Annotated in this window: 24 protein-coding genes; 7 read left to right on the top strand and 17 right to left on the bottom strand. The window is 67.4% G+C overall.

What is annotated here, in order from left to right:
• Nucleotides 1-387 precede the first annotated feature (387 nt).
• From aceE to fabF, 6 genes are all read left to right on the top strand, one after another.
• The gene (gene aceE / locus ACZYZE_RS07300) at nt 388-3138 is read left to right on the top strand and encodes a pyruvate dehydrogenase (acetyl-transferring), homodimeric type (protein ID WP_463907119.1); all 2751 of its coding nucleotides are present in this window, start codon (nt 388-390) and stop codon (nt 3136-3138) included.
• 223 nt (nt 3139-3361) lie between these two features.
• Complete coding sequence (locus ACZYZE_RS07295) at nt 3362-4606, top strand: PucR family transcriptional regulator (RefSeq protein WP_463907118.1); 1245 nt, start codon at nt 3362-3364, stop codon at nt 4604-4606.
• A gap of 87 nt (nt 4607-4693) precedes the next feature.
• Nucleotides 4694-5623, top strand: a complete 930-nt coding sequence (locus ACZYZE_RS07290; protein WP_463907116.1) for an ACP S-malonyltransferase — start codon at nt 4694-4696, stop codon at nt 5621-5623.
• Nucleotides 5620-6681: a beta-ketoacyl-ACP synthase III gene (locus tag ACZYZE_RS07285; RefSeq protein WP_463907114.1), complete on the top strand. Its 1062-nt coding sequence runs from the start codon at nt 5620-5622 to the stop codon at nt 6679-6681. Before ACZYZE_RS07290 ends, ACZYZE_RS07285 begins: the two co-directional genes overlap by 4 nt.
• Before the next feature lie 120 nt (nt 6682-6801).
• Nucleotides 6802-7047 (top strand): acyl carrier protein, encoded by a 246-nt coding sequence (locus ACZYZE_RS07280; protein WP_137323090.1) that lies wholly within the window; start codon nt 6802-6804, stop codon nt 7045-7047.
• A 151-nt stretch (nt 7048-7198) separates the two neighbouring features.
• Nucleotides 7199-8434: a beta-ketoacyl-ACP synthase II gene (fabF, locus tag ACZYZE_RS07275; RefSeq protein WP_463907112.1), complete on the top strand. Its 1236-nt coding sequence runs from the start codon at nt 7199-7201 to the stop codon at nt 8432-8434.
• A gap of 135 nt (nt 8435-8569) precedes the next feature.
• Here the strand turns inward: fabF and ACZYZE_RS07270 are convergent, their stop codons facing one another.
• From ACZYZE_RS07270 to ACZYZE_RS07250, 5 genes are all read right to left on the bottom strand, one after another.
• Nucleotides 8570-9073 (bottom strand): DUF3145 domain-containing protein, encoded by a 504-nt coding sequence (locus ACZYZE_RS07270; protein WP_024368243.1) that lies wholly within the window; start codon nt 9071-9073, stop codon nt 8570-8572.
• A gap of 302 nt (nt 9074-9375) precedes the next feature.
• On the bottom strand, nt 9376-10302 hold the full coding sequence (locus tag ACZYZE_RS07265) for a tyrosine recombinase XerC (protein WP_463907111.1): 927 nt from the start codon (nt 10300-10302) through the stop codon (nt 9376-9378).
• A gap of 89 nt (nt 10303-10391) precedes the next feature.
• The gene (gene dprA / locus ACZYZE_RS07260) at nt 10392-11588 is read right to left on the bottom strand and encodes a DNA-processing protein DprA (protein ID WP_459317602.1); all 1197 of its coding nucleotides are present in this window, start codon (nt 11586-11588) and stop codon (nt 10392-10394) included.
• Nucleotides 11589-11670: 82 nt separating this feature from the next.
• A complete protein-coding gene (locus ACZYZE_RS07255; protein ID WP_463907108.1) occupies nt 11671-13212 on the bottom strand; it encodes a YifB family Mg chelatase-like AAA ATPase in 1542 nt (513 codons plus the stop codon).
• Nucleotides 13213-13569 carry a YraN family protein gene (locus ACZYZE_RS07250; protein ID WP_463907106.1) on the bottom strand — a complete coding sequence of 119 codons (357 nt, stop codon included), beginning with the start codon at nt 13567-13569 and terminating at the stop codon, nt 13213-13215.
• Nucleotides 13570-13784: 215 nt separating this feature from the next.
• Here ACZYZE_RS07250 and ACZYZE_RS07245 point away from each other — a divergent pair, with 215 nt between their 5' ends.
• Nucleotides 13785-13997, top strand: a complete 213-nt coding sequence (locus ACZYZE_RS07245; protein ID WP_459317599.1) for a hypothetical protein — start codon at nt 13785-13787, stop codon at nt 13995-13997.
• Between the two features lie 13 nt (nt 13998-14010).
• Here the strand turns inward: ACZYZE_RS07245 and ACZYZE_RS07240 are convergent, their stop codons facing one another.
• The 12 genes from ACZYZE_RS07240 to ACZYZE_RS07185 form a co-directional block, all read right to left on the bottom strand.
• Complete coding sequence (locus ACZYZE_RS07240) at nt 14011-14337, bottom strand: DUF2469 domain-containing protein (RefSeq protein WP_459317598.1); 327 nt, start codon at nt 14335-14337, stop codon at nt 14011-14013.
• A gap of 95 nt (nt 14338-14432) precedes the next feature.
• On the bottom strand, nt 14433-15110 hold the full coding sequence (rnhB, locus tag ACZYZE_RS07235) for a ribonuclease HII (protein ID WP_459317597.1): 678 nt from the start codon (nt 15108-15110) through the stop codon (nt 14433-14435).
• Nucleotides 15111-15123: 13 nt separating this feature from the next.
• Nucleotides 15124-15993: a signal peptidase I gene (gene lepB, locus ACZYZE_RS07230; protein WP_459317596.1), complete on the bottom strand. Its 870-nt coding sequence runs from the start codon at nt 15991-15993 to the stop codon at nt 15124-15126.
• Nucleotides 15994-16677, bottom strand: coding sequence for a signal peptidase I (gene lepB, locus ACZYZE_RS07225; protein ID WP_459317595.1), 684 nt, complete (start codon nt 16675-16677; stop codon nt 15994-15996).
• Between the two features lie 105 nt (nt 16678-16782).
• Nucleotides 16783-17142 carry a 50S ribosomal protein L19 gene (gene rplS / locus ACZYZE_RS07220; RefSeq protein WP_459317594.1) on the bottom strand — a complete coding sequence of 120 codons (360 nt, stop codon included), beginning with the start codon at nt 17140-17142 and terminating at the stop codon, nt 16783-16785.
• A gap of 232 nt (nt 17143-17374) precedes the next feature.
• Entirely contained in the window at nt 17375-18214 is an 840-nt protein-coding gene (trmD, locus tag ACZYZE_RS07215; RefSeq protein WP_463907101.1) for a tRNA (guanosine(37)-N1)-methyltransferase TrmD, read from the bottom strand.
• Complete coding sequence (rimM, locus tag ACZYZE_RS07210) at nt 18215-18829, bottom strand: ribosome maturation factor RimM (protein WP_459317592.1); 615 nt, start codon at nt 18827-18829, stop codon at nt 18215-18217.
• 130 nt (nt 18830-18959) lie between these two features.
• Nucleotides 18960-19202: an RNA-binding protein gene (locus ACZYZE_RS07205; protein WP_326965451.1), complete on the bottom strand. Its 243-nt coding sequence runs from the start codon at nt 19200-19202 to the stop codon at nt 18960-18962.
• 4 nt (nt 19203-19206) lie between these two features.
• Nucleotides 19207-19626, bottom strand: a complete 420-nt coding sequence (gene rpsP / locus ACZYZE_RS07200; protein WP_459317591.1) for a 30S ribosomal protein S16 — start codon at nt 19624-19626, stop codon at nt 19207-19209.
• 206 nt (nt 19627-19832) lie between these two features.
• A complete protein-coding gene (locus tag ACZYZE_RS07195) occupies nt 19833-20270 on the bottom strand; it encodes a hypothetical protein (RefSeq protein ID WP_463907100.1) in 438 nt (145 codons plus the stop codon).
• A 615-nt stretch (nt 20271-20885) separates the two neighbouring features.
• Entirely contained in the window at nt 20886-21761 is an 876-nt protein-coding gene (locus ACZYZE_RS07190) for a VOC family protein (RefSeq protein ID WP_463907097.1), read from the bottom strand.
• Nucleotides 21762-21843: 82 nt separating this feature from the next.
• Nucleotides 21844-22947 (bottom strand): amidohydrolase family protein, encoded by a 1104-nt coding sequence (locus ACZYZE_RS07185; RefSeq protein WP_463907095.1) that lies wholly within the window; start codon nt 22945-22947, stop codon nt 21844-21846.
• Between the last annotated feature and the right edge of the window lie 21 nt (nt 22948-22968).

Raw genomic sequence — 22968 nt, 5'->3', positions numbered from 1 at the left:
ATTTCCATTACTCCAAGCCAACACCCTTTGAGCCTGCGCTTCAAGCTGTTGGCACCGCGATCCGCCATATTCTGCGTCACACAGGGCGATCCGAACACCACCGGGCGGTTCTTCGTCACACAACCAGTATGCCCGTGAAATACGGCAGTGCCTTCATGCGTCCCGCTACGCATCCTCAAGCTCCCGCGGCTAGAGTGGCTGGTGACGACTACGCCCGCTCGGGCGGCCGCCCTGCCGAAACCGGCAGGCATAGTTGTGATTGGACCTTGCCCGGCACACATGACCGGGCTGTTGTAACCGAAATGTCGCACGCGTCGCGTTCACGCCGGGCAGTTACCCTGCCAGGAGCTGAGGGCGCCGCTGGATGCGCTCAAAGAGAGGTTGGACGTGGCTGCAGGAGATACCTCCCATATCCTCAGCGGGTTGACAAACCAGCTGCCTGATCGTGATCCGGAAGAGACCGCCGAATGGCTGGAGTCCCTGGATGACCTGATTCAGGAACAGGGCACGGAACGTGCCCAGTACATTATGCGCAGCCTGCTCCAGCGGGCCGGGGCGCAGAGCGTGGGCGTACCGATGGTCACCACCACGGACTATGTGAACACGATCCCCGTGGACCAGGAAGCACCGTTCCCCGGGGATGAGGAAATCGAGCGCAAGTACCGCGCCTGGCTGCGCTGGAACGCCGCCATTATGGTGCACCGGGCCCAGCGCGCCGATATAGGCGTCGGCGGGCACATCTCCACCTATGCCGGTGCCGCGACGCTCTACGAGGTCGGCTTCAACCACTTCTTCCGCGGCAAGGACCACCCCGGCGGCGGGGACCAGGTCTTCTTCCAGGGCCACGCCTCCCCCGGCATGTACGCCCGCGCCTTCATGGAAGGCCGGCTGTCCGAAGAGGACCTCGACGGTTTCCGGCAGGAGAAGTCCAAGGAAGGCCACGCCCTTTCCTCGTACCCGCACCCGCGCCTGATGCCGGAGTTCTGGGAATTCCCCACCGTCTCCATGGGCATCGGCCCGATGAACGCCATCTACCAGGCGCAGTCCAACCGGTACCTGGCCAACCGCGGCATCAAGGACACCTCGGACCAGCAGGTCTGGGCGTTCCTGGGCGACGGCGAAATGGACGAGCCCGAGTCCCGCGGCCTGCTCCAGCTCGCCGCGAACGACAAGCTCGACAACCTCAACTTCGTCATCAACTGCAACCTCCAGCGCCTCGACGGACCCGTCCGCGGCAACGGCAAGATCATGCAGGAACTCGAAGCCTTCTTCCGCGGTGCCGGCTGGAACGTCATCAAGGTGGTCTGGGGCCGTGAGTGGGACAAGCTCCTGGCCAAGGACGAGGACGGTTCGCTGGTGAAGATCATGAACGAGACGGTCGACGGCGACTACCAGACGTACAAGGCCGAGTCCGGCGCGTTCGTCCGCGAGCACTTCTTCGGCCAGACCCCGCAGACCAAGGAAATGGTCCAGGACCTCACCGACGACGAGATCTGGAACCTCAAGCGCGGCGGCCACGACTACAACAAGGTCTACGCCGCATACAAGGCCGCCACTGAGTTCAAGGGCAAGCCGACGGTCATCCTGGCGCACACGGTCAAGGGCTACGGCCTGGGCACCCACTTCGAGGGCCGCAACGCCACGCACCAGATGAAGAAGCTCACCATGGCGGACCTCAAGGCCTTCCGCGACCACCTGCGCATCCCGATCACGGACGAGCAGCTCGACGCCGACCTGTACCGGCCCCCGTACTACCACCCCGGCATGGACTCCCCCGAGATCCAATACCTCATGGGCCGCCGCAAGGAACTCGGCGGCTTCGTCCCCGAACGCCGTTCCCGGCACAGCGAGATCACCCTCCCGGAGGACAAGGTCTACGAAGTGGCCAACCGCGGCTCCGGCAAGCAGCAGGCCGCCACCACCATGGCCTTCGTCCGCCTGCTCAAGGACCTCATGCGGGACAAGGAGTTCGGCCAGCGGATTGTGCCGATCATCCCGGATGAGGCACGCACCTTCGGCATGGACGCGTTCTTCCCCACCGCCAAGATCTACAACCCGAACGGCCAGAACTATCTCTCCGTGGACCGCGAACTCGTCCTGGCGTACAAGGAGTCCATCTCCGGGCAGATCGTGCACGCCGGCATCAACGAGGCCGGTTCCGTAGCGGCGTTCACTGCTGCGGGTACGTCCTACGCCACCCACGGCGAACCGCTGATCCCGATCTACGTCTTCTACTCGATGTTCGGTTTCCAGCGCACCGGCGATTCCTTCTGGGCCGCGGCAGACCAGATGACCCGCGGGTTCATCATCGGCGCCACCGCGGGCCGCACCACCCTGACCGGCGAGGGCCTGCAGCACGCCGACGGGCACTCCCCCATCCTGGCCTCCACCAACCCGGCCGTCGTCTCGTACGACCCGGCCTACGGCTATGAGATCGGCGTCATCATGCGCGACGGCCTCAACCGTATGTACGGCCCCGGCCCTGCCGACAACGACCCGTCGCGGAACCTGATGTACTACATCACGGTCTACAACGAGCCGATCGTGCAGCCGCCGGCACCGGCGGAACTCGACGTCGAAGGCATCATCAAGGGCATCTACCTGCTCGCACCGGCCAAGATCGACGGCCCGCGCACGCAGATCCTGGCCTCCGGTGTCTCCGTCCCCTGGGCCCTCGAAGCCCAGCGGGTCCTCGCCGAGGACTGGGGCGTCTCCGCGGACGTCTGGTCCGTGACGTCCTGGACCGAACTGCGCCGCGACGCCATGGCCGCCGAGGAAGACGCCTTCCTCAACCCCGGCCAGCCCGCCCGCGTCCCGTTCGTCACCGAACAACTCGCCGGCGCCACGGGGCCGATCGTGGCCGTCACCGACTATATGAAGGCCGTGCCGGACCAGATCCGCCAGTTCCTCCCGAACGAGTTCGCCTCGCTCGGTGCCGACGGCTTCGGCTTCTCCGACACCCGCGCCGCAGCCCGCCGCTTCTTCAAGAACGACATCCACTCCGTGGTGGTCCGTTCCCTGCAGATGCTGGCCCGCCGCGGCGAGGTGGATGCCCAGGCTCCGGCGCAGGCCATCGAGAAGTACCGCCTGCACAACGTCAACGCCGGCACCACCGGCAACGCGGGCGGCGACTCCTAAGCCCGGTCCCAGACCGGGCCGTGAGGCAAGAACACGGTACGACGGCGGTTCCCTTCCGGAAGGTGGGGGCCGCCGTCTGCGCTTAAGCCCATGGAGGCGCCCGGCGCGGCACTGATCCGGCATTGTGATCCGGCGCCGTGATTTGGGACTGTGATCCAGCCCAAGGCGGGTTGTAGCCTTTGCACAAATGGAGCTTGGGCGGCGGGCACCGTATGCTCGATGCATGTCCGAGCCGATCACCACTCCCGCAAAACGCAGCCCCGCCTCGAGGGCGATGTCCCCGGAAAAGGTCGAGACGCTCAAGAAGCTCCGGGGAAGCGTGGGCCAACTGTCCACCACGACGCTGCGCCAGCTGGAGAAATCGCTGCCGTGGTACAGCCGGCTGAACTCCGACGAACGCTCCGCCCTGGGCATGGTGGCCCAGAACGGCATTGCGGCCTTCGTTACCTGGTACGAGCGTCCCAGCTCGCCGTCGTGGATCCTTTCCGACGTCTTCGGCACCGCGCCGACCGAACTCACCCGCTCCATCAGCCTGCAGAAAGCCCTCCAGCTCATCCGGATCGTCGTGGAAGTGGTTGAGGACCAGGTGCCCATCATCGCCCCGGAGGCGGACCAGTCCGCCCTGCGGGAAGCGGTGCTGCGCTACTCCCGCGAGGTCGCCTTCGCCGCGGCCGACGTCTACGCCCGCGCCGCGGAATCCCGCGGATCCTGGGACACCCGGCTGGAAGCGCTTATTGTTGACGCCATCCTGCGGGGCGAAAACACCGATGCCCTGCGGTCCAGGATCGCCGCCCTGGGCTGGAAGGCACAGGAACGCTTTACCGTGATGGTGGGAAATTCCCCGTCAGAACCGAGTGCCAGCTACGTCAGCGAACTGCGCCGCACGGCGGGGCGCTTCGCCGAGGACGCCCTCGTCGGTATCCAGGGCGACCGCCTCATCCTTATCCTCGGCGGAGTCCATGACCGTGAGACCGCCTACCTCAAACTTGCCGAACTCTTCGCCCCGGGACCGGTTGTTTACGGCGCCGAGGCGGGCTCCCTGCTGGAGGCCAGCAGTTCCGCCCAGTCCGCCTTCGCGGGGCTGACCGCGGCCCGGGCGTGGCCCGCCGCGCCGCGCCCGGTAGCAGCGGACGACCTCCTGCCCGAACGGGTGATCTCCGGCGACGACGCCGCCCGGCGCTCCCTGGTCAAGAACATCTACCGGCCCCTGCTGGCCGCCTCCAACGGACTCGTGGAGACCCTCGGGACCTATCTGGAACTTGGCCATTCGCTCGAGGCGACGGCCCGGGAACTCTTCGTCCACGCCAACACGGTGCGCTACCGGCTCAAGCGGGTCTGCGACGTGACCGGGTGGGATCCGCTCCTGCCCCGGGAGGCCTTCGTACTCCAGACGGCCCTTGTGGTGGGCAGGCTCGCGGCCCCGCCGAAGCCCGCTACGGAACGCCAACCGTCCCGCAACAACTCCTGATCAGTTGTAGACTTCCTACAAAGTGACCCTGTGAGCTTGGTGCATGAATACACCGATAATCACGCAGTAGTTTGGAAAGCTGGATACGTGCTTGCAATCGTTTGCCCTGGACAGGGCTCCCAGACCCCCGGTTTTCTGGCCCCCTGGCTGGAACTGCCTTCCGTCGCAGGCCACTTGGCCTCCCTCAGCGAAATCGCAGGCATCGACCTCACCGCCCACGGCACCACCTCCGATGAGGAGACCATCAAGGACACGGCCGTTGCGCAGCCCCTGATCGTCGCCGCCGGGCTGGTCGCCGCGAAGTCGTTGTTCGACGTCGAACTCGGCACCCTTCCGGTGATCCTCGCCGGCCACTCCGTCGGTGAAATCACGGCCTCGGCCCTGGCCGGCGTCCTGACCGACACCGAAGCCATGACGTTCGTCCGCGAACGCGCCAACAGCATGGCCGCCGCGGCTGCGGCCACCCCCACCGGCATGAGCGCCGTCGTGGGCGGGGACCCGGCCGAGGTCCTGGCCTCGATTGAGGCCTGCGGTGCCACCGCGGCGAACGTCAACGGCGCGGGCCAGACCGTCGCCGCCGGGACACTGGACCAGCTCCGGGCCCTCGCCGGGAACCCGCCGGCGAAGGCCCGGGTGATCCCGCTGAAGGTTGCAGGCGCTTTCCACACCTCGCACATGTCCCCCGCTGCGGCGGCGCTTCGGGCCCTCCGGCCCTCGCTGCACCCGCGGACGCCGCAGGTTCCCCTGCTCTCCAACTTCGACGGCGCGGAAATCACCGACGGCGACGCCGTCGTCGACAGCCTGATCGCCCAGGTGTCCCGCCCGGTCCGCTGGGACCTCTGCATGGAGACCCTGGTGCACCGCGGCGTGACCGGCCTGATCGAACTGGCCCCGGCCGGAACGCTGGCCGGCCTGGCCAAGCGCGCCATGCCCGGCGTAAAGACCGTCACCGTCAAGACCCCGGACGATCTGTCCGCCGCCCTGGCCCTATTCGCAGAACTGGAAGGACAGGCATGAGCGTGCCCACTTTGAAGCAGCTGCCCCTGCACGAGAACACCCGTGTGATGGGAGTCGGCGCCTACCGGCCCAGCGTGATCGTCACGAATGATGATGTGTGCCAGTGGATCGACTCCTCCGATGAGTGGATCCGCCAGCGCACCGGCATCATCACCCGGCACCGCGCCCCCGCCGAGGTCAGCGTCATCGACATGGCCGAGGGCGCCGCCCGCGAGGCCCTGCAGAAGGCCGGAATCGAGGCATCCCAGCTCGGCGCCGTGATCGTCTCCACCGTGACCCACCCGTACGCGACGCCGTCCGCCGCCGCCAGCCTCGCCGACCGCCTCGGCGCGACGCCGGCCCCGGCCTTCGACATCTCCGCCGCCTGCGCCGGCTACTGCTACGGGATCGCCCAGGCCGACTCCCTGGTCCGCTCCGGCGCGGCCGACTACGTCCTGGTGGTCGGCGCGGAGAAACTCTCCGACGTCATCGACAACACCGAGCGCACTATCTCCTTCCTGCTCGGCGACGGCGCCGGCGCCGTCGTGATCGGCCCTTCAGACACCCCGGGCATCGGCCCGTCGGTCTGGGGCTCGGACGGCAGCAAGTGGGATGCGATCGGGATGACCCACTCCATGCTGGACCTCCGCGAGCTCGCCACCACCGGCAAGCACGGCGGCGCGCTCAGCGAAGAAGAGGCCGCCGTGACCGACGCCGCCGTCTGGCCGACGCTGCGCCAGGACGGCCAGACCGTGTTCCGCTGGGCCGTGTGGGAGATGGCCAAGGTTGCCCAGCAGGCCCTGGACGTCGCAGGCATCACCGCCGACGACCTCGCGGCTTTCATCCCGCACCAGGCGAACATGCGCATCATCGACGAGATGGCCAAGAAGCTCAAGCTCCCGGAGTCGGTCATCGTTGCGCGCGATATCGCCGACGCCGGCAACACCTCCGCCGCGTCCATCCCCCTAGCAACCCACCGCCTGCTGCAGGAAAACCCGCAGCTCAGCGGCGGGCTTGCACTGCAGATCGGCTTCGGTGCCGGACTGGTCTTCGGTGCCCAAGTGATCGTGCTTCCCTAGGCGCCCACCGCTTTCCCGTCTTCAAATCCCACACCAAGCCGAACCCTCGGTTTGAATCATTTCCGCCCGAAGCGGCCGGCACACCGGCCGTCCAGGGCATAACAAGAAAAGGAGCCATCAATGGCTAGCAACGAAGAGATCCTGGCCGGCCTGGCCGAAATCGTCAACGAAGAGACCGGCCTCGCCACCGAAGCCGTCGAACTGGACAAGTCCTTCACCGAGGACTTGGACATCGACTCCATCTCCATGATGACGATCGTCGTCAACGCAGAAGAGAAGTTCGGCGTACGCATCCCGGACGAAGAGGTCAAGAACCTCAAGACCGTCGGCGACGCCGTCAGCTTCATCGCCAGCGCACAGGCCTAATCTCGGCCCGGGCCGGTCCGGGGCGCAACTGCACCCCGGACCGCGCCATTTGCAGGAACAGCAAGTACAAGACCCCATAGTTTTCCAAACGCAAGCCCGGCCACCTTCCCAGGTTCCCGATACGGCGGGCGCACCGACAGAGAGTGATCCCATGGCACGCAAAGTAGTCATTACCGGTCTGGGTGCCACCACACCCATCGGCGGCGATGTCCCCACGATGTGGAAGAACGCGCTCAAGGGCGTCTCCGGCGCGCACACCCTTGAAGATGACTGGGTGGCCAAGTACGAACTGCCCGTCCACTTTGCCGCACGCGCTTCCACCCCCGCGACTGAAGTCCTGAGCCGGGTCGAAGCCAAGCGCATGGATCCGTCCACGCAGTTCGCCGTCGTCGCCTCCCGCGAGGCCTGGGCCGACTCCGGCATCACCGACGTTGACCACGACCGGCTCGCCGTGGCCTTCGCCACCGGCATCGGCGGCGTCTGGACCCTCCTGGATGCGTGGGACACACTGCGCGAGAAGGGCCCCCGCCGTGTCCTGCCGATGACCGTCCCCATGCTGATGCCCAACGGCCCGGCAGCGGCGGTAAGCCTTGACCTGGGTGCCCGCGCCGGCGCCCACACCCCCGTCTCCGCCTGCGCCTCCGGCACCGAGGCCGTCCACATGGGCCTGGACCTGATCCGCTCCGGCAAGGCCGACGTGGTCGTCTGCGGCGGCGCGGAAGCCGCCATCCACCCGATGCCGATCGCCGCGTTCGCCGCGATGCAGGCACTCTCGCGCCGGAACGACGATCCCGAGCACGCGTCCCGGCCCTACGACCGTGACCGCGACGGCTTCGTCATGGGTGAAGGCGCAGGTGCTCTGGTGCTCGAAGCCGAGGAACACGCCCTGGCCCGCGGCGCCCGGATCTACGCCGAACTGGCCGGCACCTCGGTCACCGCCGACGCCTACCACATCACCGCCCCGGATCCCCAGGGCCTGGGCGCCACCCGCGCGCTGAAGGCTGCCATGTTCGACGGCCGCATCCAGGCCGAAGACGTGGTGCACGTCAACGCGCACGCCACCTCGACGCCGGTCGGCGACAAGCCGGAGTACGCGGCCCTCAAGGCGGCCCTGGGCAAGCAGGTGGACAACGTGGCAGTCTCGGCTACCAAGTCGCAGATGGGCCACCTGCTGGGCGCCTCCGGTGCGGTGGAAGCGGTGCTGACCGTGCTGGCCGTGTACGAGCGCAAGGCACCGGTGACCATCAACCTGGAGAACCAGGATCCGGAGATCCCGCTCGACGTCGTCACGAGCGCCCGCGACCTGCCCTCCGGCAGCATCGTGGCGCTGAGCAATTCCTTCGGCTTCGGCGGCCACAACGCCGTCATCGCCGTCCGCAGCAACTAGTTTTCCTTGGGGCGCGCCTTTGCCGGCGCGCTCCTCGCCAAATGCCAGATGGCGGCAATGTCCCGTGGACATTGCCGCCATCTGGCATTTTGCGTAGCTATGGAGTGTTGTGGGGGTGAGCCTTGGGCCCGGCGCTTAGCCGACCTGGTGGAGCCAACGGACCGGGGCGCCTTCGGCGGCGTGCCGGAAAGGCTCGAGTTCCTCGTCCCAGGCTTCGCCGAGGGCAAGCGAGAGCTCGTGATAGACCGCGGACGGATCGCCGGCGCCGGATTCGTAGGCGTAGCGGATGCGGTCCTCGGAGACCATGATGTTGCCGTGCACGTCCGTGGCGGCGTGGAAGATGCCAAGCTCCGGCGTATGGGACCAGCGGCCGCCATCAACGCCCTGGCTGGGCTCTTCCGTAACTTCATAGCGCAGGTGCGCCCAGCCGCGGAGTGCGGACGCCAATTGAGCCCCCGTGCCCGGATTTCCGGTCCACGACAGCTCGGCCCGGAACATTCCGGGCGCTGCTGGCTGAGCAGTCCACTCAAGATCCGTCCGCTTGTCCACGACAGAACCTATGGCCCACTCAACGTGGGGGCACAGGGCAGTCGGGGCCGAGTGAACGAACAACACACCGCGGGTCAGTGCAACAGACATTCCATCCTCCATAGCTGTAGGTACGTCTTCCCCAACGACCTCTTGCCTGGATGTCTGTCTGTTGCGCGGGTCCGTAGTGATGCCGGTGGTCCTTGCCAGACTATTAAGTTACTGCCCGGTTCCTGGGTGGGACTTGATGCTCAAGAGCTTCAAGCAACACTTGAAAGTTGCCGGGCGTGAGTCTCATTCTGCCGTACGCCACCTAATTACGCCAGTGCAATTCGGCGCGTCTTTCCCGGCGCGCCGCGCGGGCCCACAGAGTGGCCCGATTCGGGTAGCGGGCACGGCTTGAATCGCTGCTTTCAGGCCCTCGGATGGGCCTGCTGGTAGCTCTGGCGGAGCCTCTCGACGGAAACATGCGTGTAGATCTGGGTGGTGGCCAGGCTGCTGTGGCCCAGGATTTCCTGCACGGCGCGTAGGTCCGCACCGCCGTCGAGCAGGTGCGTGGCGGCAGAGTGCCGCAGGGCGTGCGGGCCGGTGGCGGCGGTGTCCCCGAGCGCCTCCAGCAGATCGTGGACTACGCTCCGGACCTGCCGCTGGTCGACGCGTTTCCCGCGGGCTCCGAGGAACAGCGCGGGGCCGGAGCTGTCCAAGGCGAGGGCGGGCCGCCCGCGGCGGAGCCAGTCGTCGACGGCGAGCGCGGCCGGGAGCCCGTAGGGCACAGTCCGTTCCTTGTTGCCCTTGCCCAGCACACGCAGGGTCCGGCGGTCGGGGTCGAGGTCATCCACGTCCAGGCCGGCCAGTTCGCCGACCCGGATGCCGGTGGCGTAGAGGAGTTCGACCATGGCCCGGTCACGCAGGGGCAGGGGCCCGCCCCCGGCCGCGGCGGATTCCGCGCCCTCAACGAGCCGAAGGACCTGCGCCTGGTGCAGGACGCCGGGCAGGGTCTTCTCCCGCTTCGGTGCCTTCAGCCGCAGGGCGGGGTCCGCGTCGATGAGTTCCTCACGGACGGCCCAGGCCGTGAAGGCCCGGGCGGTGGCGGAGCGGCGGGACAGGGTGGCCCGGGACATGCCCGCTTCACTCTGGGAGCCGAGCCAGCGCCGCAGGGTGCCGAGCTCCAGCCCGTCGAGACCTTCCACACCCTCGGACGCCGCATGGGCCAGCATGCTGCCGACATCCGAAAGGTAGGCGCGCACGGTGTGGGCCGAGCGTCCGCGTTCCGCCTCGAGGTAGCGGCCAAAGCGCTCGGCGGCGGTAGCCAGCGCGGCCGGGATCTGCTGGGTAGACACGCCCCTACTCTCGCAGTAATCGCCCGGCAATCAAGGAGCCCGACGGCGAGCCGCGGGTCTGCCCGCCGCCAGTGGCCCGCAGCCGGACGTCAGCCGGCCTTACCGGACCGCTTCCATCCGCCGCGGTGAGACTCGGCGAGACCCAGCAATCCGAGCCGGCCAAGGCCAGCCCTGACCGAGTCAGCGCTCAGGCCCGCCACGGCAGTGAGCTTCTCGACGGAGCTCGTGGTCCGCAACGGAAGGGCGTCCAGCAGAATGAGGTCCTCAAGCGTCAGACCGTCCTGGACTTCCACCCGGCCGGTCCTGGCCTCGGGCAGCGATTCTCCGCTTGGGGAGGCGAGCTCGGCGATCTCCCCCGCATCGGTGACGCAGACGGCTCCGCCCTCGCGGAGCAGCCGGTGGCAGCCCGCGGAGTTGGCGCTGTGGACCGACCCCGGCACGGCGCCGACGGCCCTGCCCAGGGTTTCGGCGTGGTGGGCGGTATTGAGCGCCCCGGAGCGCCAGCGGGCTTCCACGACGACCGTGACCGATGCCAGCGCGGCGATGAGCCTGTTGCGCTGCAGGAACCTGTACCGCGTCGGCGCGGAGCCCGGCGGCACCTCGGCCAGAACCGCACCCTGGTTCGCGACGGCCCGCAGCAGCTCCTCATTCCCGGAGGGATAGAACCGGTCCACTCCCCCGGCCATCACGGCGATCGTGGGTACGCCACCGGCGCCTCCGGTGCCTCCGGCCAGGGCGGCACGATGGGCATGCGCATCGATTCCATACGCGCCGCCCGAGACGATCGTGAAGCCGCGCTGCGCCAGCGAGTAGGCGAGGTCGCCGGTCACGGCGGAACCGTAGGAGGTGCTGTCGCGGGAGCCGACCAGGGCAATGGACTTGGCGGCAGGGGGCAACTCCTGCTCGAGGCCGCGCCACCAGAGGCACAGTGGTTCCTGCAGGCCAAGATCCGCCAACTGCCGGGGCCACAATTCGTCCGAGGGGATGATCATGCGCCCGCCGAGCCGTTGCAGGGTGGCCAGGTCCCGCTCGGGCGCCAGATCCGGCACGCGCGGGGCCCAGCGTTTCTGGGCGGTGCCCAGTCCTGTCCACCCGCCGCCGGAGGTGTTGTCTTCCAGCAGGCGCGACATTTCGCGTTCCAGCTCCGGTCCGGCGGCAAGCTGACCGGTGGCAATTCTCAGCGCATCCTCCGCCCCGGCGATGTGCACGAGCGCCAGGCCCGCGCCGTCCTGCGGCTCGAACAGCCGGGACAACGCCGCCCGCGCGGTCCTTTCGGTCTCGGTCATGATGGTCCTTTCTTAGGCTGATCGTTCGTATGGCATTCGCTCGGCGCAGTTTTTCAGGGGGGATGGTACGCAACTACGTCTGTTAGGCGGCCGCGGACGCCTGCCGGAGGTTGAGCGCCTGCCCGACGTCGTCGGAATCCGGGGCGTCCCGCCGGGCCAGGTCCGCAAGCGTCCAGGCCAGGCGCAGCACCCGGTCGTAGCCGCGGGCCGTGAGTACGCCGCGTTCCAGGGCATGATCCAGGATCCTTGTCGTGGCGGCGTCGAGCCGCAAGGCACCCCGCAGGAGCCGGCCGGGCACCTGGGAATTCGTCTCCATGCCGAACGGAAGCAGCCGCCCGAGCTGGCGCTCACGTGCTGATTTGACCCTCCCGGCGATGGTGGCCGTGTCCTCCTCGGCGCCGGGCTGCCCGAAGTCGGCGAGCGACACGCGCTCCACCTGCAGCTGGATGTCGACCCTGTCCAGCAACGGTCCGGACAAACGGGCCAGATAGCGCCGTCGCATGGTCGGTGTGCAGATGCAGTCGATGCCCTTTCCCGATGCCTTGCCACAGGGACAGGGGTTGGCCGCGAGGACCAGCTGGAACCTGGCCGGGTAGGCCGCCGTGCCCGCTGACCGGTGGATGACCAGCTCGCCGCTCTCCAGCGGTTGCCGCAATGCGTCGAGGACCCGGCGTTCGTACTCGGGAGCCTCATCCAGGAAGAGCACACCGCGGTGGGCCCGGGACGCGGCCCCCGGACGTGGCAGCCCGGATCCGCCTCCGATGATGGCTGCGGAGGTAGCCGTGTGATGCGGGTTCTCGTAGGGTGGCCGGCGCAGGAGCTGCACTGAGGCCGACGTCAGTGCACAGAGGGAGTGTATTGCGGTCACTTCCATGGCCTCGGTATCGCCGAGATCGGGCAGGAGCCCCGGAAGCCGCTCGGCCAGCATTGTCTTCCCCGCTCCCGGCGGCCCCGTCAGCAGGAGATGGTGGGCACCGGCCGCGGCTACTTCCAGGGCCCGCCGGGCCTCGGCCTGGCCGGAGACATCACACATGTCCGGCGGACTGACGGGGACCGCGCCGGCTCCGGCGTCGCCGGGTTCGGGCTCGGGTTCGAAGTCGAGGGCCAGCCCCTGCGGATCGGCGCCGAAGTCGAAGGCCAGGCGGGCCAGGGTGCTGTAGCCCTGTACCCGTGCGCCGGGCACCAACCCGGCCTCGGCTGCGTTGGCCTGCGCCACCACGATGTCGGGGTAGCCTGCCCGAACCGCGGCCATGACGGCGGGGAGAATACCGCGGACCGGGCGGAGCCTGCCGTCCAGACCCAGTTCTGCGATGAAGACCGTGCGTCCGGTGGAACGGACGTCGTTGGAGGCCAGCAGGGCAGCCATGGCGATGGCGAGATCAAAGCCGGAGCCACGTTTGGGCAGCGATGCCGGTATGAGGTTGGCCGTGATCTTCCGGCGGCTCAGTGGAATGCCGGAGTTCTGGGCGGCGGAGCGGATCCGCTCCTTGGCCTCGTTGAGCGAGGCGTCCGGCAGGCCCAGGATGATGAATGCCGGGAGGGTCTGCCCGATGTCCGCCTCGACTTCGACGATGTAGCCGTTGAGGCCGACGAGGGCAACGGAGTACGTGCGGCCCAGCGCCACTTATCCCACCCCCTTGAGGTGTTCGACAGAAGGCTCACCGATGCCGTCGTCGAGCACGGCAATCACGTCCACCCGGCGCAGCGGCATCCGCAACTCGTGGTGGCGGCACCAGGCGGAAGCCAGGCGGTGGAGCCGGGCAAGTTTGTCGACGCCGACAGCTTCGAAGGGGTGCCCGTAGTCGAGGGATTTCCGGGTCTTCACCTCGGCGATGACCAGCGCGTCGCCATCGAGCGCAACAATGTCTATTTCGCCGTCCGGGCAGCGCCAGTTCCGGTCCACGATCCGCATGCCCTGGGCTTCAAGGTAGCCGGCTGCGAGTTCCTCCCCGCGCCGGCCCAGCACATCCTTAGCTCTCATGACACCAGCCTGCGGCTGCCTGCAGGGACGTCACAGGGGGCCGGCACGCTATGTGGGTAACTCCGGACGATGCCTCGCAGCCGCGGATCCTGGTTACGGTCACGCCGCTGAATGTCGTAGCCGGGATCTAGTCTTCTGTCACAGCCGCCCACGGCTGCCGGCAAACGGCGCTGGACCGACTATCAGGAGGACGCTCATGACAACGAATTCATCGTGTGAACCGTCTGCGGGGCTTCCCGGATCAGGTCGACACTGTCTTCGTCGAACTGAGCTACATCCCGGAAGAGGAAGACCGCCCGGAAACGGTCCTTCGTTTTCCGGACATCAGCAAGGTCGCGGACTCGGCCACTCTCAGCACGACAATCGCTGGCTTGAAAGAGCCGCATTCAAACCTTGGCGGGATTATCCGCGGGCTCGAACAGGCCTAAGGCTTCGCCGGGGTCAGTTGCCCAGGTCTCCGACCTTGGGCAGGGACAGCTCCTCGCTGCGCGGAAGTTCCTCGACGTTGACGTCCTTGAAGGTGATGACGCGGACGCTCTTGACGAACCGGGCGGAGCGGTAGACGTCCCAGACCCAGGCGTCCTGCAGCGTGAGGTCGAAGTACACCTCACCGTCGGCGCTGCGGGCCTGCAGGTCAACGTGGTTGGCCAGATAGAAACGCCGCTCGGTCTCGACCACGTAGCTGAACAGCCCGACAACGTCCCGGTATTCGCGGTAGAGCTGGAGCTCCATGTCGGTTTCATAGTTTTCAAGGTCCTCGGCACTCATGGTTCCATCTTGCACCATCCGGCGCGGCCCGCGCGCCACCACCGCCCCCGTACGGGCCCGCTGCCCTGCCGGACCGGGCCCAGGTTCACAGCGACCTAGAGCAGCTGCCAGCTGACCCGGTGGTAGGGAGTGGGCCCGGCGGCGCGGAGGGCATCCTTATGCGCCGCGGTGCCGTAGCCCTTGTTCTCGTCCCAGCCGAAGGCCGGGTATTCGCTGTGCAGCCCGCGCATCAGCCCGTCGCGCTCCACCTTCGCCAGCACGGACGCCGCGGCGACACTCAGGCACTGCATGTCCGCCTTGACGAGCGTGTGCACCGGGGCGTCACAGCCGGCCTCCGCCGGTCCGTCATGGAACAGCGACGGCTGGGCCTCGGGCGAGAGCCAGTTGTGGCTGCCATCGAGCAGCACCACGTCCGGGGTCACCCCGGCGGCAAGGACGGCGGACCAGGCGCGGGTTCCGGCCAGCCTCAGCGCGCCCACAATGCCCAGTGCATCGATTTCATGGGCCGAGGCATGCCCGACGGCGGAGGCGACACTCCAGCTCCGGACCAGCGGCACCAGGCGTTCCCGTTCCGTCACCTTGAGCAGCTTGCTGTCCCGCACATCCGCGAGGAGATCCTGCCGTTCCAGGTCAATGACTGCTATTCCGACGCTGACCGGTCCTGCCAGGGCTCCGCGGCCCACCTCGTCGATGCCGGCGAGGAGCCGGGCGCCGGAGCCTCGGAAGCGGCGCTCGTAGTCCAGGGTGGGTGCTGCGGACGCCGTGCCGGCCACTACGCGCCAGCCATTACTTGCCGGCCGGCGCAGGCACGCCGCGGAAGACGTCCGGGTAGTTATCCAGCGAGGTGATGCGGTTCAGCGGCCAGGCGATAACCGCGGCTTTGCCCTCGATATCGGCGATATTCACGAAACCGCCGTTGCTCTCCATATGGGCGCGGGAATCGGCGGAGTGGTTGCGGTTGTCCCCCATCACCCAGACTTTACCTTCGGGTACGACGACGTCGAAGTCGCGGATCTGGGGTACTTCGGCGGGGTTGATGTACTTCTCGGACAGCGGCACACCGTTGACCGTGAGCTGGCCGCCGCCGTCGCAGCAGGCGACGCGGTCGCCGGGCAGCCCGATGACGCGCTTGACCAGGTGCTGCTCCGAGTTGTCCGGCAGCAGGCCAACGAACGTCAGCCCGTCCTGCACCCAGGTGAACGGCCCCACCGGCTTCTCGGCGGCCGGAACCAGCCAGCCCTGGGTGTCACGGAACACGACGACGTCTCCGTGCTCCAGCGCGAAGGGTTCCGGGACCAGGAGGTTCACGAAGATGCGGTCGTTCACGTCCAGGGTGTTGACCATGGATTCGGACGGGATGTAGAACGCCCGGAACAGAAAAGTCTTGATGAGGAAGGACAGCACGATGGCAACAATCACCACAGTGGCGATTTCCTTCATCCAGAGGAAGAAGGGGCTGTGCCGTTCCCGGGCCTTCGCCCTCCTCGCACGTCCCGAGGATGCGCCGGCATGCGCGGGACCGCCGTCCGGACGATGGGCAGGCTCGGCCGGGTACCCGGCGGCCACGGGGTCTTCCGTGGCGGGGATCGCCGAGGAGGTAACCCGGGGCTGGTCCTGCCCCCGCGGATCGGGAGTCCGGGGTCCGGTCTCGGGCATCTACTGTCCGTTCTTGTTCATCGTTGTAGCGGCGGCCGCGGCGGGCCGTGGTAGTGCTGCAAATCTATCAAGCGGCCAGATGATCTGTACCGGCCGGCCGATTACCCGGTCCAGCGGAACCATGCCGCCGCCGGGGGCGCCCAGGAGGCTGCGGGAATCCGCCGACATGGAGCGGTGGTCCCCCATCAGCCAGAGTCGTCCGGCCGGCACGATCACACTGAATTTCAGTTCGCTGGGGGTGTCTCCCCCGTACAGGTACGGTTCCGCAACCGGCTGGCCGTTGACTGTCAGCCGTCCGCCGGCGTCGCAGCACAGAACGTGGTCCCCGGGGAGCCCGATGACGCGCTTGACGTAGGTATCCTCTGCTCCGGCCAGCCCAAGCCAGTGCCCGAGGCCGGCCAGGGTATCCAGCACGGGCCCTTTGCCGCTGTTCAGCGGGGCGAAGGAGCCGCGGCCGTCAAACACGACGATGTCGCCGCGGCGCACCGGCTGGGCCTGGTAGTCGGTGCGGGAGACGAGGATCCTGTCGCCGTCCCGGAACAGCGGTTCCATCGAAGCGGACGGGATGAAGTAGACGTCGAGCCACAGGGAACGGACCACTCCGCTGATGAGGACGGCCAGCACGAGGGCCAGCAACACAAAACGCCAGCCTAGTTTCCTGGGCTGGCGTCTTGTCTGTTCCATGATCCGCATCTTCTAGCGCTTTTCTGAATGTAACGGCGCTGTTGCGGATGCTCCGGCAACAAGCCGGCTACGTCCGTAGACCCGCGGTGGAAGTCCGGAAGGGACTTACTTTCCGGTCTGGAAGTCGCGCTTTTCCTTGATCTTCGCAGCCTTGCCGCGGAGATCACGCATGTAATACAGCTTGGCGCGGCGTACGTCACCCTTGGAGACCAGCTCGATCTTGTCGATGATCGGGGAGTGCACCGGGAAGGTACGCTCCACGCCGACGCCGAAGGAAACCTTGCGGACAGTGAACGTCTCGCGGAGTCCGTCGCCGTGGCGTCCCAGGACGAAGCCCTGGAAGACCTGGACACGGGAGTTCTTGCCTTCGATGATGTTCACGTGAACCTTGAGGGTGTCACCCGCGCGGAAGACCGGAACATCGGTGCGCAGCGAGGCTGCATCTACGGAATCGAGAATATGCATTGATTCACTCCTGGTGAACGCCACAGGTCCTTCACGTCGGGTCACGGCAGCCAAACCCGGGTGCCTGAAGCAGCCGGAGATTCCCGCCGAAAATTTGTCGATCCGGCTCCCGTCAGGAGTTGACGGCGCCGGGGTGCCAGGCTGTTGGTGACGCTCCCCCTGTGGCAGGTTCGCAACCCAGCAGGCACAAGCACTAATTTTGCCACATCCGGGGCCTTCCGGCCAATCCCGACTAGGCTGATTCCCCGCCATCCGCCGGGCGGCGCCTGAGCCGGCCGTCGACGACGTCGTACCCGAGGTCCGCGAAGGCCGTGCGGTCCGCGCGGGGCAGCTTGCCGGCGTCGAACTCCGCGAGCAGGTCCGGACGGCGTTCGGCGGTGCGCCGGTACTGCTCGTGGCGGCGCCACTGCGCGATTTTGCCGTGGTTGCCGCTCAGCAGCACGGCCGGAACGTCGCGGTCCCGCCAGCTGGACGGCTTGGTGTACACGGGGTACTCCAGCAGCCCGTCCGAGTGGGATTCCTCCACGAGCGATTCGGGATTGCCGACTACGCCGGGCAGCAGGCGCCCGATGGCCTCCACCATGGCCAACACGGCCACCTCGCCGCCGTTGAGGACGTAGTCGCCCAGGCTCATGGGCCGCACGGTGAAGTGGCCGGCGGCCCATTCCATCACACGTTCGTCGATGCCTTCGTAGCGTCCGCAGGCGAACACCAGCCGGTCCTCGCCGGCGAGTTCGTGGGCCGTGGCCTGGGTGAACCGCTCCCCCGCCGGTGACGGCACAATGAGGACCGGTTTGGCCGCCGTTTCGGGTCCGGCATCGGCCGGCCGGGCAGTCTCCGGCCCGGTTGCGGCCACGGCGGCCAGGGCCTGGGCCCAGGGCTCGGGCTTCATGACCATGCCGGCGCCGCCGCCGTACGGGGTGTCATCCACGGTCCGGTGCCGGTCCGTGGTGAAGTCCCGGAGGTCGTGCACCTTCAGCTGCAGCAGCCCGTCCAGGCGGGCCTTGCCGATCAGCGAGAGCTCCAGGGGTGCCAGATACTCCGGAAAGATACTGACGACGTCGATCCTCATTTAGGCGTTGCCCACGGTGCCGGCGCCTTCTTCGGCCGTGCTGTCGCCCGCGGACTTCGCGGCCTCTGCGGACTTCGCCTTACCCTCGGACGTCGCCTCGTCGTCGGCGTTGACCTCAAAGAGTCCCGGGGGCGGGGTCACGAGGACAAATCCTTCGCCGACGTTGACCTCGGGGACGATCTGCTCCACAAAGGGGATCAGGACTTCCGTGCCGTCGTTCGCGGTGACCACGAGCAGGTCCTGGACCGGGAGGGTGTTCAGGCCGGAGACCTTGCCCACCACCGTGCCGCCGACGCGGACGTCCAGGCCGACCAGCTCGTGCTCGTACCAGCCCTCGTCGTCGTCATCGTCATCGAGGTCTTCGGTTTCCACAAACAGCTTCGCGCCGCGGATCGTCTCCGCTTCGTTACGGGTCTCGATCTCCTCGAAGGCCAGCAGCAGGATGTCCTTGTTCCAGCGGGCGCTGATGATGGTGAGCGGGCCGGCCGAGGCGGGCTCCACCACGAACTGGGTGCCCGGGACGAAGCGGTCACCGGGCGCATCGGTGAGCACCTGGACGGTCACTTCGCCGCGGATGCCGTGGGGCTTGCCGATTCGTGCCACCTGAAGCTGCATCTGTTCCTCTGTTCGGGGTTGGTGATTCTGCGCTGGTCTGTTGCCGGCTGGATGTGCGGGGAAAACAGTCCGGCCCCTCCACCGTTAGCTGGTGAAGGGGCCGGACTCAAGACAAGTATTGCTGGAAGCGTTACCGGCGGCGGTCGGTGTCGACGACGTCGACCCTGACCGGCTCGCCATCCGCAAGTGCTGCAACCACAGTGCGCAATGCGCGTGCGGTGCGGCCCTGGCGTCCGATCACCCGTCCGAGGTCGTCCTCGTGAACGCGCACTTCGAGGGTGTCCCCGCGGCGGTTGTTCTTCGCACTGACCTTGACATCCTCAGGGCTGTCAACGATCCCGCGGACCAGGTGTTCGAGCGCTTCTGCCAGCAATTTACTAAGCCTCGGTGGTCTCTGCTGCGGCGTCGGCGGGGGCCTCGGCTGCGTCGTCCTTCTTGGCCTTCTTGGTGATGGCTTCCGGGATGATCACGGAACCCTTTTCCGGGGTAACGAAGGCAACCTTGGGAGCCTTGGTCTTCAAGGTCCCCTCCTGGCCCGGGAGACCCTTGAACTTCTGCCAGTCACCGGTGATCTTGAGGATCGCGGCAACCTGCTCGGACGGCTGTGCGCCGACGCCGAGCCAGTACTGGGCACGGTCCGTGTCGACCTCGATGTATGAGGGCTCTTCGGTCGGGTGGTACTTGCCGATCTCTTCGATGGCACGGCCGTCACGCTTGGAGCGTGCGTCCATGACGACGATGCGGTAGTACGGTGCGCGCATCTTGCCGAAGCGCTTAAGGCGAATCTTTACGGCCACTTTTGTGGTCACTCCTGTTTCTGAAACGGGGTCGAGCCCGGCGTTCTGCACCCGTGGGGCGGGCCGTACTAGGGGGTTCTAAAAGGACAAGATCCGGACGCGGAGAGAGGGGCCACGCAGATCAAGTACCTGTTCATTGTGCCAGATCAGCGCGGGGATTTCGACTTGACACCCGAAGCCTCACCATTTTGCCGCCGTACAGCCCGTCAGGACGTCCAGACGAACAGCCCGGATCTCGTGGCGGGATCGACGCCGGCAGCCAACTCGGCGAGTTGCCGGACGTAGGAGACGGCCTGCTCCGCGCCGAAAGGCATGTCCTCCTCGGCGGCCCAGCCTTCGGCGACGTCGTCCAGGACGTTACCCTCGCCCTCGGTCTCGTAGCTGAGGAGCTCGGCGAGTGCCCGGACCATTGCCGGCGGGACGCCGAGCAGGGACTCGCTCGCCACGTCCACCATAGCCAACTCGTAGTCGGCGCCGGCGGCATGGACTGCGGTCCCGGCCAGGTCGCCGAGGCGCTCGACTTCGAAATCGCTGATGTCAGGGATCCGGACGGCTCCCGGCGCAGCGGCACCGCCGCCGTCGAGGGCGGCGGCGCGCCTGAGAGCTTCATCGTGGGTGGAGACAAAGATTTCGGTGAATCCCATGGAGCTCGTCCTTTTGTGTGCTCGGCGGCATGTGTGTTCGGCGGCGCTGGTCCGCTGTTTTCGGCGTCGCTTCAGCCTAGCCGCTCCGGCCCGGCCACGCCCGGACCGGACATGCCCGGACGGGACATGCCCTCCCCTGACCGTGACCAATGGACATATTGCCGCTATGTCCATTGCTGGCGGCGCCAAATGGATGTGCCCGGCGCTCGCGTCAATCAAAAGTGGACATGTCCTCCCCCGGCCCGACCAAGCCTCCCCCTCCCAGCCCAGCCCGGCCACCCCCAACCGGCCTCGCCCGGACTGGACATGCCCTCCCCTGACCGCCACCAATGGACATATTGCCGCTATGTCCAGTGCTGGCCGCCTGCGCTGGACATGTCCCTTGGGCCACGTCGGCGGACCTGGGGCATGTCCCGCGGGGGCTGTGAACGCTGGACATGTCCAGTGGCCATGAGATCAATGTGGCCCGTTCCGGGGATGTTGACCTCGGACTCCCTCACGGAACCCGTCCCCTCGCAGCCAGGACAATGCCACGCCATGCGCTCGAAGATGGACTGCGCTTGCGGGACGATCCTGGCCACCTTCCCGTGTTCCCACGCCGTTAATGGCGGACACTCAGCGGACGGCGACGCGGATCCGGTTGCGCCACGGGTCCTCGAAGCGCAGTTCGGCTCCGGTGTGGTGCGAGGGGACCCCTGCGGTCTTGAGTCGGTCAGCAAGGGCGCCGACGTCGTCGCCGGCCGGTACTTCGATCAGCACCTCGCCGAGGCCCAGGGTGTCCCGGCGGGGTCCGGCGCCGCGGCTGTTCCAGACGTTCATGGCCATGTGGTGGTGGTAGCCGCCGGCCGAGACGAACAGCGCCTGGCCGTGCCAGCCCGCCGTCTTTTCGAAGCCGAGGGTTCCGACGTAGAAGTCCTGGGCTGACTCGACGTCGCCGACCTGCAGGTGGACATGTCCGATGCCGGCCTCGGCCTCGCGCTGCCCGGTCACGGATTCCTCGGTGAGGAACTCGTCGAGGTAGCGCTGCGGCGGGAGGGCCAGGCTGTCCATGACCACGTTCGTGCCGTCCCAGGCCCAGGCCTCGCGGGGACGGTCCCAGTAGAGCTCGATGCCGTTACCTTCGGGATCATTGAAGTAGAAGGCCTCGCTCACGAGGTGGTCCGCACTGCCGGTGAAGGACTGGGGCTCGTACCGGGCGGCGGTGGCGACAGTCGCGGCCAGGGAGGGCTGATCCTCGAACAGCAGGGCCGTGTGGAAGAGGCCGGCCTCGCCGCGGGACGGGACGCTGAGCCCCGGCGCCGGGGCGAGGTGGACCAGCGGCTTCAGCCGGCGTCCGAGGTAGAGTCCGCCATCCTGCTCGGCCACGATGTCCAGGCCGAGGGCGCGCTGGTAGTAGTCCGTCATGACCGTCATGTCGCCGACCTTGAGCATCACGGTGCCCATGGTGAGTTCGGCGGGAAGAAGATCCTGGGTGCTGGCTTCTGCAGTCATGTGATCGCTCCGGTGCTTGTGGCGGCCACCGTCCTTCGATGACCTTTCATAGAGCTAAATTACTTGAAGCTTCAATTTATTCCTAATAAACCGGGGTTTGTTCCCGGCGGACCAGTTCTCCGCCCAGCACGATGTGCTTGAGCTCGTGCAGCGTGGCCAGATTGCTGCGCGGGTCTTCGGCGCAGACCAGGACGTCTGCGCCGGCACCTTCGCTGATGGCGTCCGCACCAAGCCATGCCCGCGCACCCCAGGCGCCGGCGTCGAGAGCGGCACTGGCAGGCAGGCCGGCGTCGTGCAGTGCCTGGATCTCGTCCACGATCCGCCCGTGCCTGATGACGCTGCCGGCGTCCGTTCCGGCATAGATGGTGACGCCGGCCTCGAAGGCCTCAAGGACCCGTTCGGCGCGGCGCTCCCAGAGTGAACGCATATGGGCGGCGTAGCGGGGGAATTTCGCGCCGGCCTGGTCTGCGATGTCCGGGAAGGTGGCGATGTTGATCAGGGTGGGGACGATCGGCACGCCCTGCTCGACGAAGCGGGGCACATGCCGGGGCAGGAGGCCGGTCGCGTGCTCGATGCAGTCGATCCCGGCGTCGAGCATGTCATCAAGGGTGTCCTCGGCGAAGCAGTGCGCCGTCACCCGGGCACCTTCATCGTGGGCGGCCCGGACGGCGTCCTGGAGCACGGCGGCGGGGAAACAGGGGGTGAGGTCGCCGGCGCCGCGGTCGATCCAGTCCCCCACGAGCTTGACCCAGCCATCGCCGGCGCGGGCCTGCTTGCGCACCGCCTCCACGAGGCCGTCCGGTTCCACCTCGACGGCGAAGCCGCGGAGGTAGCGCCCGGTGCGGGCAATGTGCCGGCCCGAGCGGATGATGCGCGGCAGCTCCGGCCGCTGCTGGAGCCAGCGCGTGTCGTGCACTGCCCCGGCGTCGCGCACGAGCAGGGTTCCGGCGTTCCGGTCCGTGATGGCCTGCTGTTCGGCCAGCTCTGCCGGGACATCACCGCCGGGGCCCAGTCCGATGTGGCAGTGGGCATCCACGAGCCCGGGAATGACCCAGCCATTCAGCACAACGTCCGGCGCGGCGGCCGGACGGTCGAAGGTCAGCAGGCCGTCCACGGACCAGAGTCCGCGGCGTTCCTGGTCCGCGGCGGTGAGGATGGGGCCGCTGAACTCGATGATGCTGATCATGGCTTAGAGCCTAATCCCAGG

This window comes from Pseudarthrobacter woesei (assembly GCF_055412745.1).
This window is presented reverse-complemented; position numbering and strand designations above follow the sequence as displayed.

Coding starts and splice junctions, on each gene's coding strand:
- ACZYZE_RS07295 (WP_463907118.1), top strand. CDS start 3,362: ATGTCCGAGCCGATCACCACTCCCGCAAAACGCAGCCCCGCCTCGAGG.
- ACZYZE_RS07285 (WP_463907114.1), top strand. CDS start 5,620: ATGAGCGTGCCCACTTTGAAGCAGCTGCCCCTGCACGAGAACACCCGT.
- ACZYZE_RS07280 (WP_137323090.1), top strand. CDS start 6,802: ATGGCTAGCAACGAAGAGATCCTGGCCGGCCTGGCCGAAATCGTCAAC.
- fabF (WP_463907112.1), top strand. CDS start 7,199: ATGGCACGCAAAGTAGTCATTACCGGTCTGGGTGCCACCACACCCATC.
- ACZYZE_RS07270 (WP_024368243.1), bottom strand. CDS start 9,073: ATGTCTGTTGCACTGACCCGCGGTGTGTTGTTCGTTCACTCGGCCCCG.
- dprA (WP_459317602.1), bottom strand. CDS start 11,588: ATGACCGAGACCGAAAGGACCGCGCGGGCGGCGTTGTCCCGGCTGTTC.
- ACZYZE_RS07250 (WP_463907106.1), bottom strand. CDS start 13,569: ATGAGAGCTAAGGATGTGCTGGGCCGGCGCGGGGAGGAACTCGCAGCC.
- ACZYZE_RS07240 (WP_459317598.1), bottom strand. CDS start 14,337: ATGAGTGCCGAGGACCTTGAAAACTATGAAACCGACATGGAGCTCCAG.
- lepB (WP_459317596.1), bottom strand. CDS start 15,993: ATGCCCGAGACCGGACCCCGGACTCCCGATCCGCGGGGGCAGGACCAG.
- lepB (WP_459317595.1), bottom strand. CDS start 16,677: ATGGAACAGACAAGACGCCAGCCCAGGAAACTAGGCTGGCGTTTTGTG.
- rplS (WP_459317594.1), bottom strand. CDS start 17,142: ATGCATATTCTCGATTCCGTAGATGCAGCCTCGCTGCGCACCGATGTT.
- trmD (WP_463907101.1), bottom strand. CDS start 18,214: ATGAGGATCGACGTCGTCAGTATCTTTCCGGAGTATCTGGCACCCCTG.
- rimM (WP_459317592.1), bottom strand. CDS start 18,829: ATGCAGCTTCAGGTGGCACGAATCGGCAAGCCCCACGGCATCCGCGGC.
- ACZYZE_RS07195 (WP_463907100.1), bottom strand. CDS start 20,270: ATGGGATTCACCGAAATCTTTGTCTCCACCCACGATGAAGCTCTCAGG.
- ACZYZE_RS07190 (WP_463907097.1), bottom strand. CDS start 21,761: ATGACTGCAGAAGCCAGCACCCAGGATCTTCTTCCCGCCGAACTCACC.
- ACZYZE_RS07185 (WP_463907095.1), bottom strand. CDS start 22,947: ATGATCAGCATCATCGAGTTCAGCGGCCCCATCCTCACCGCCGCGGAC.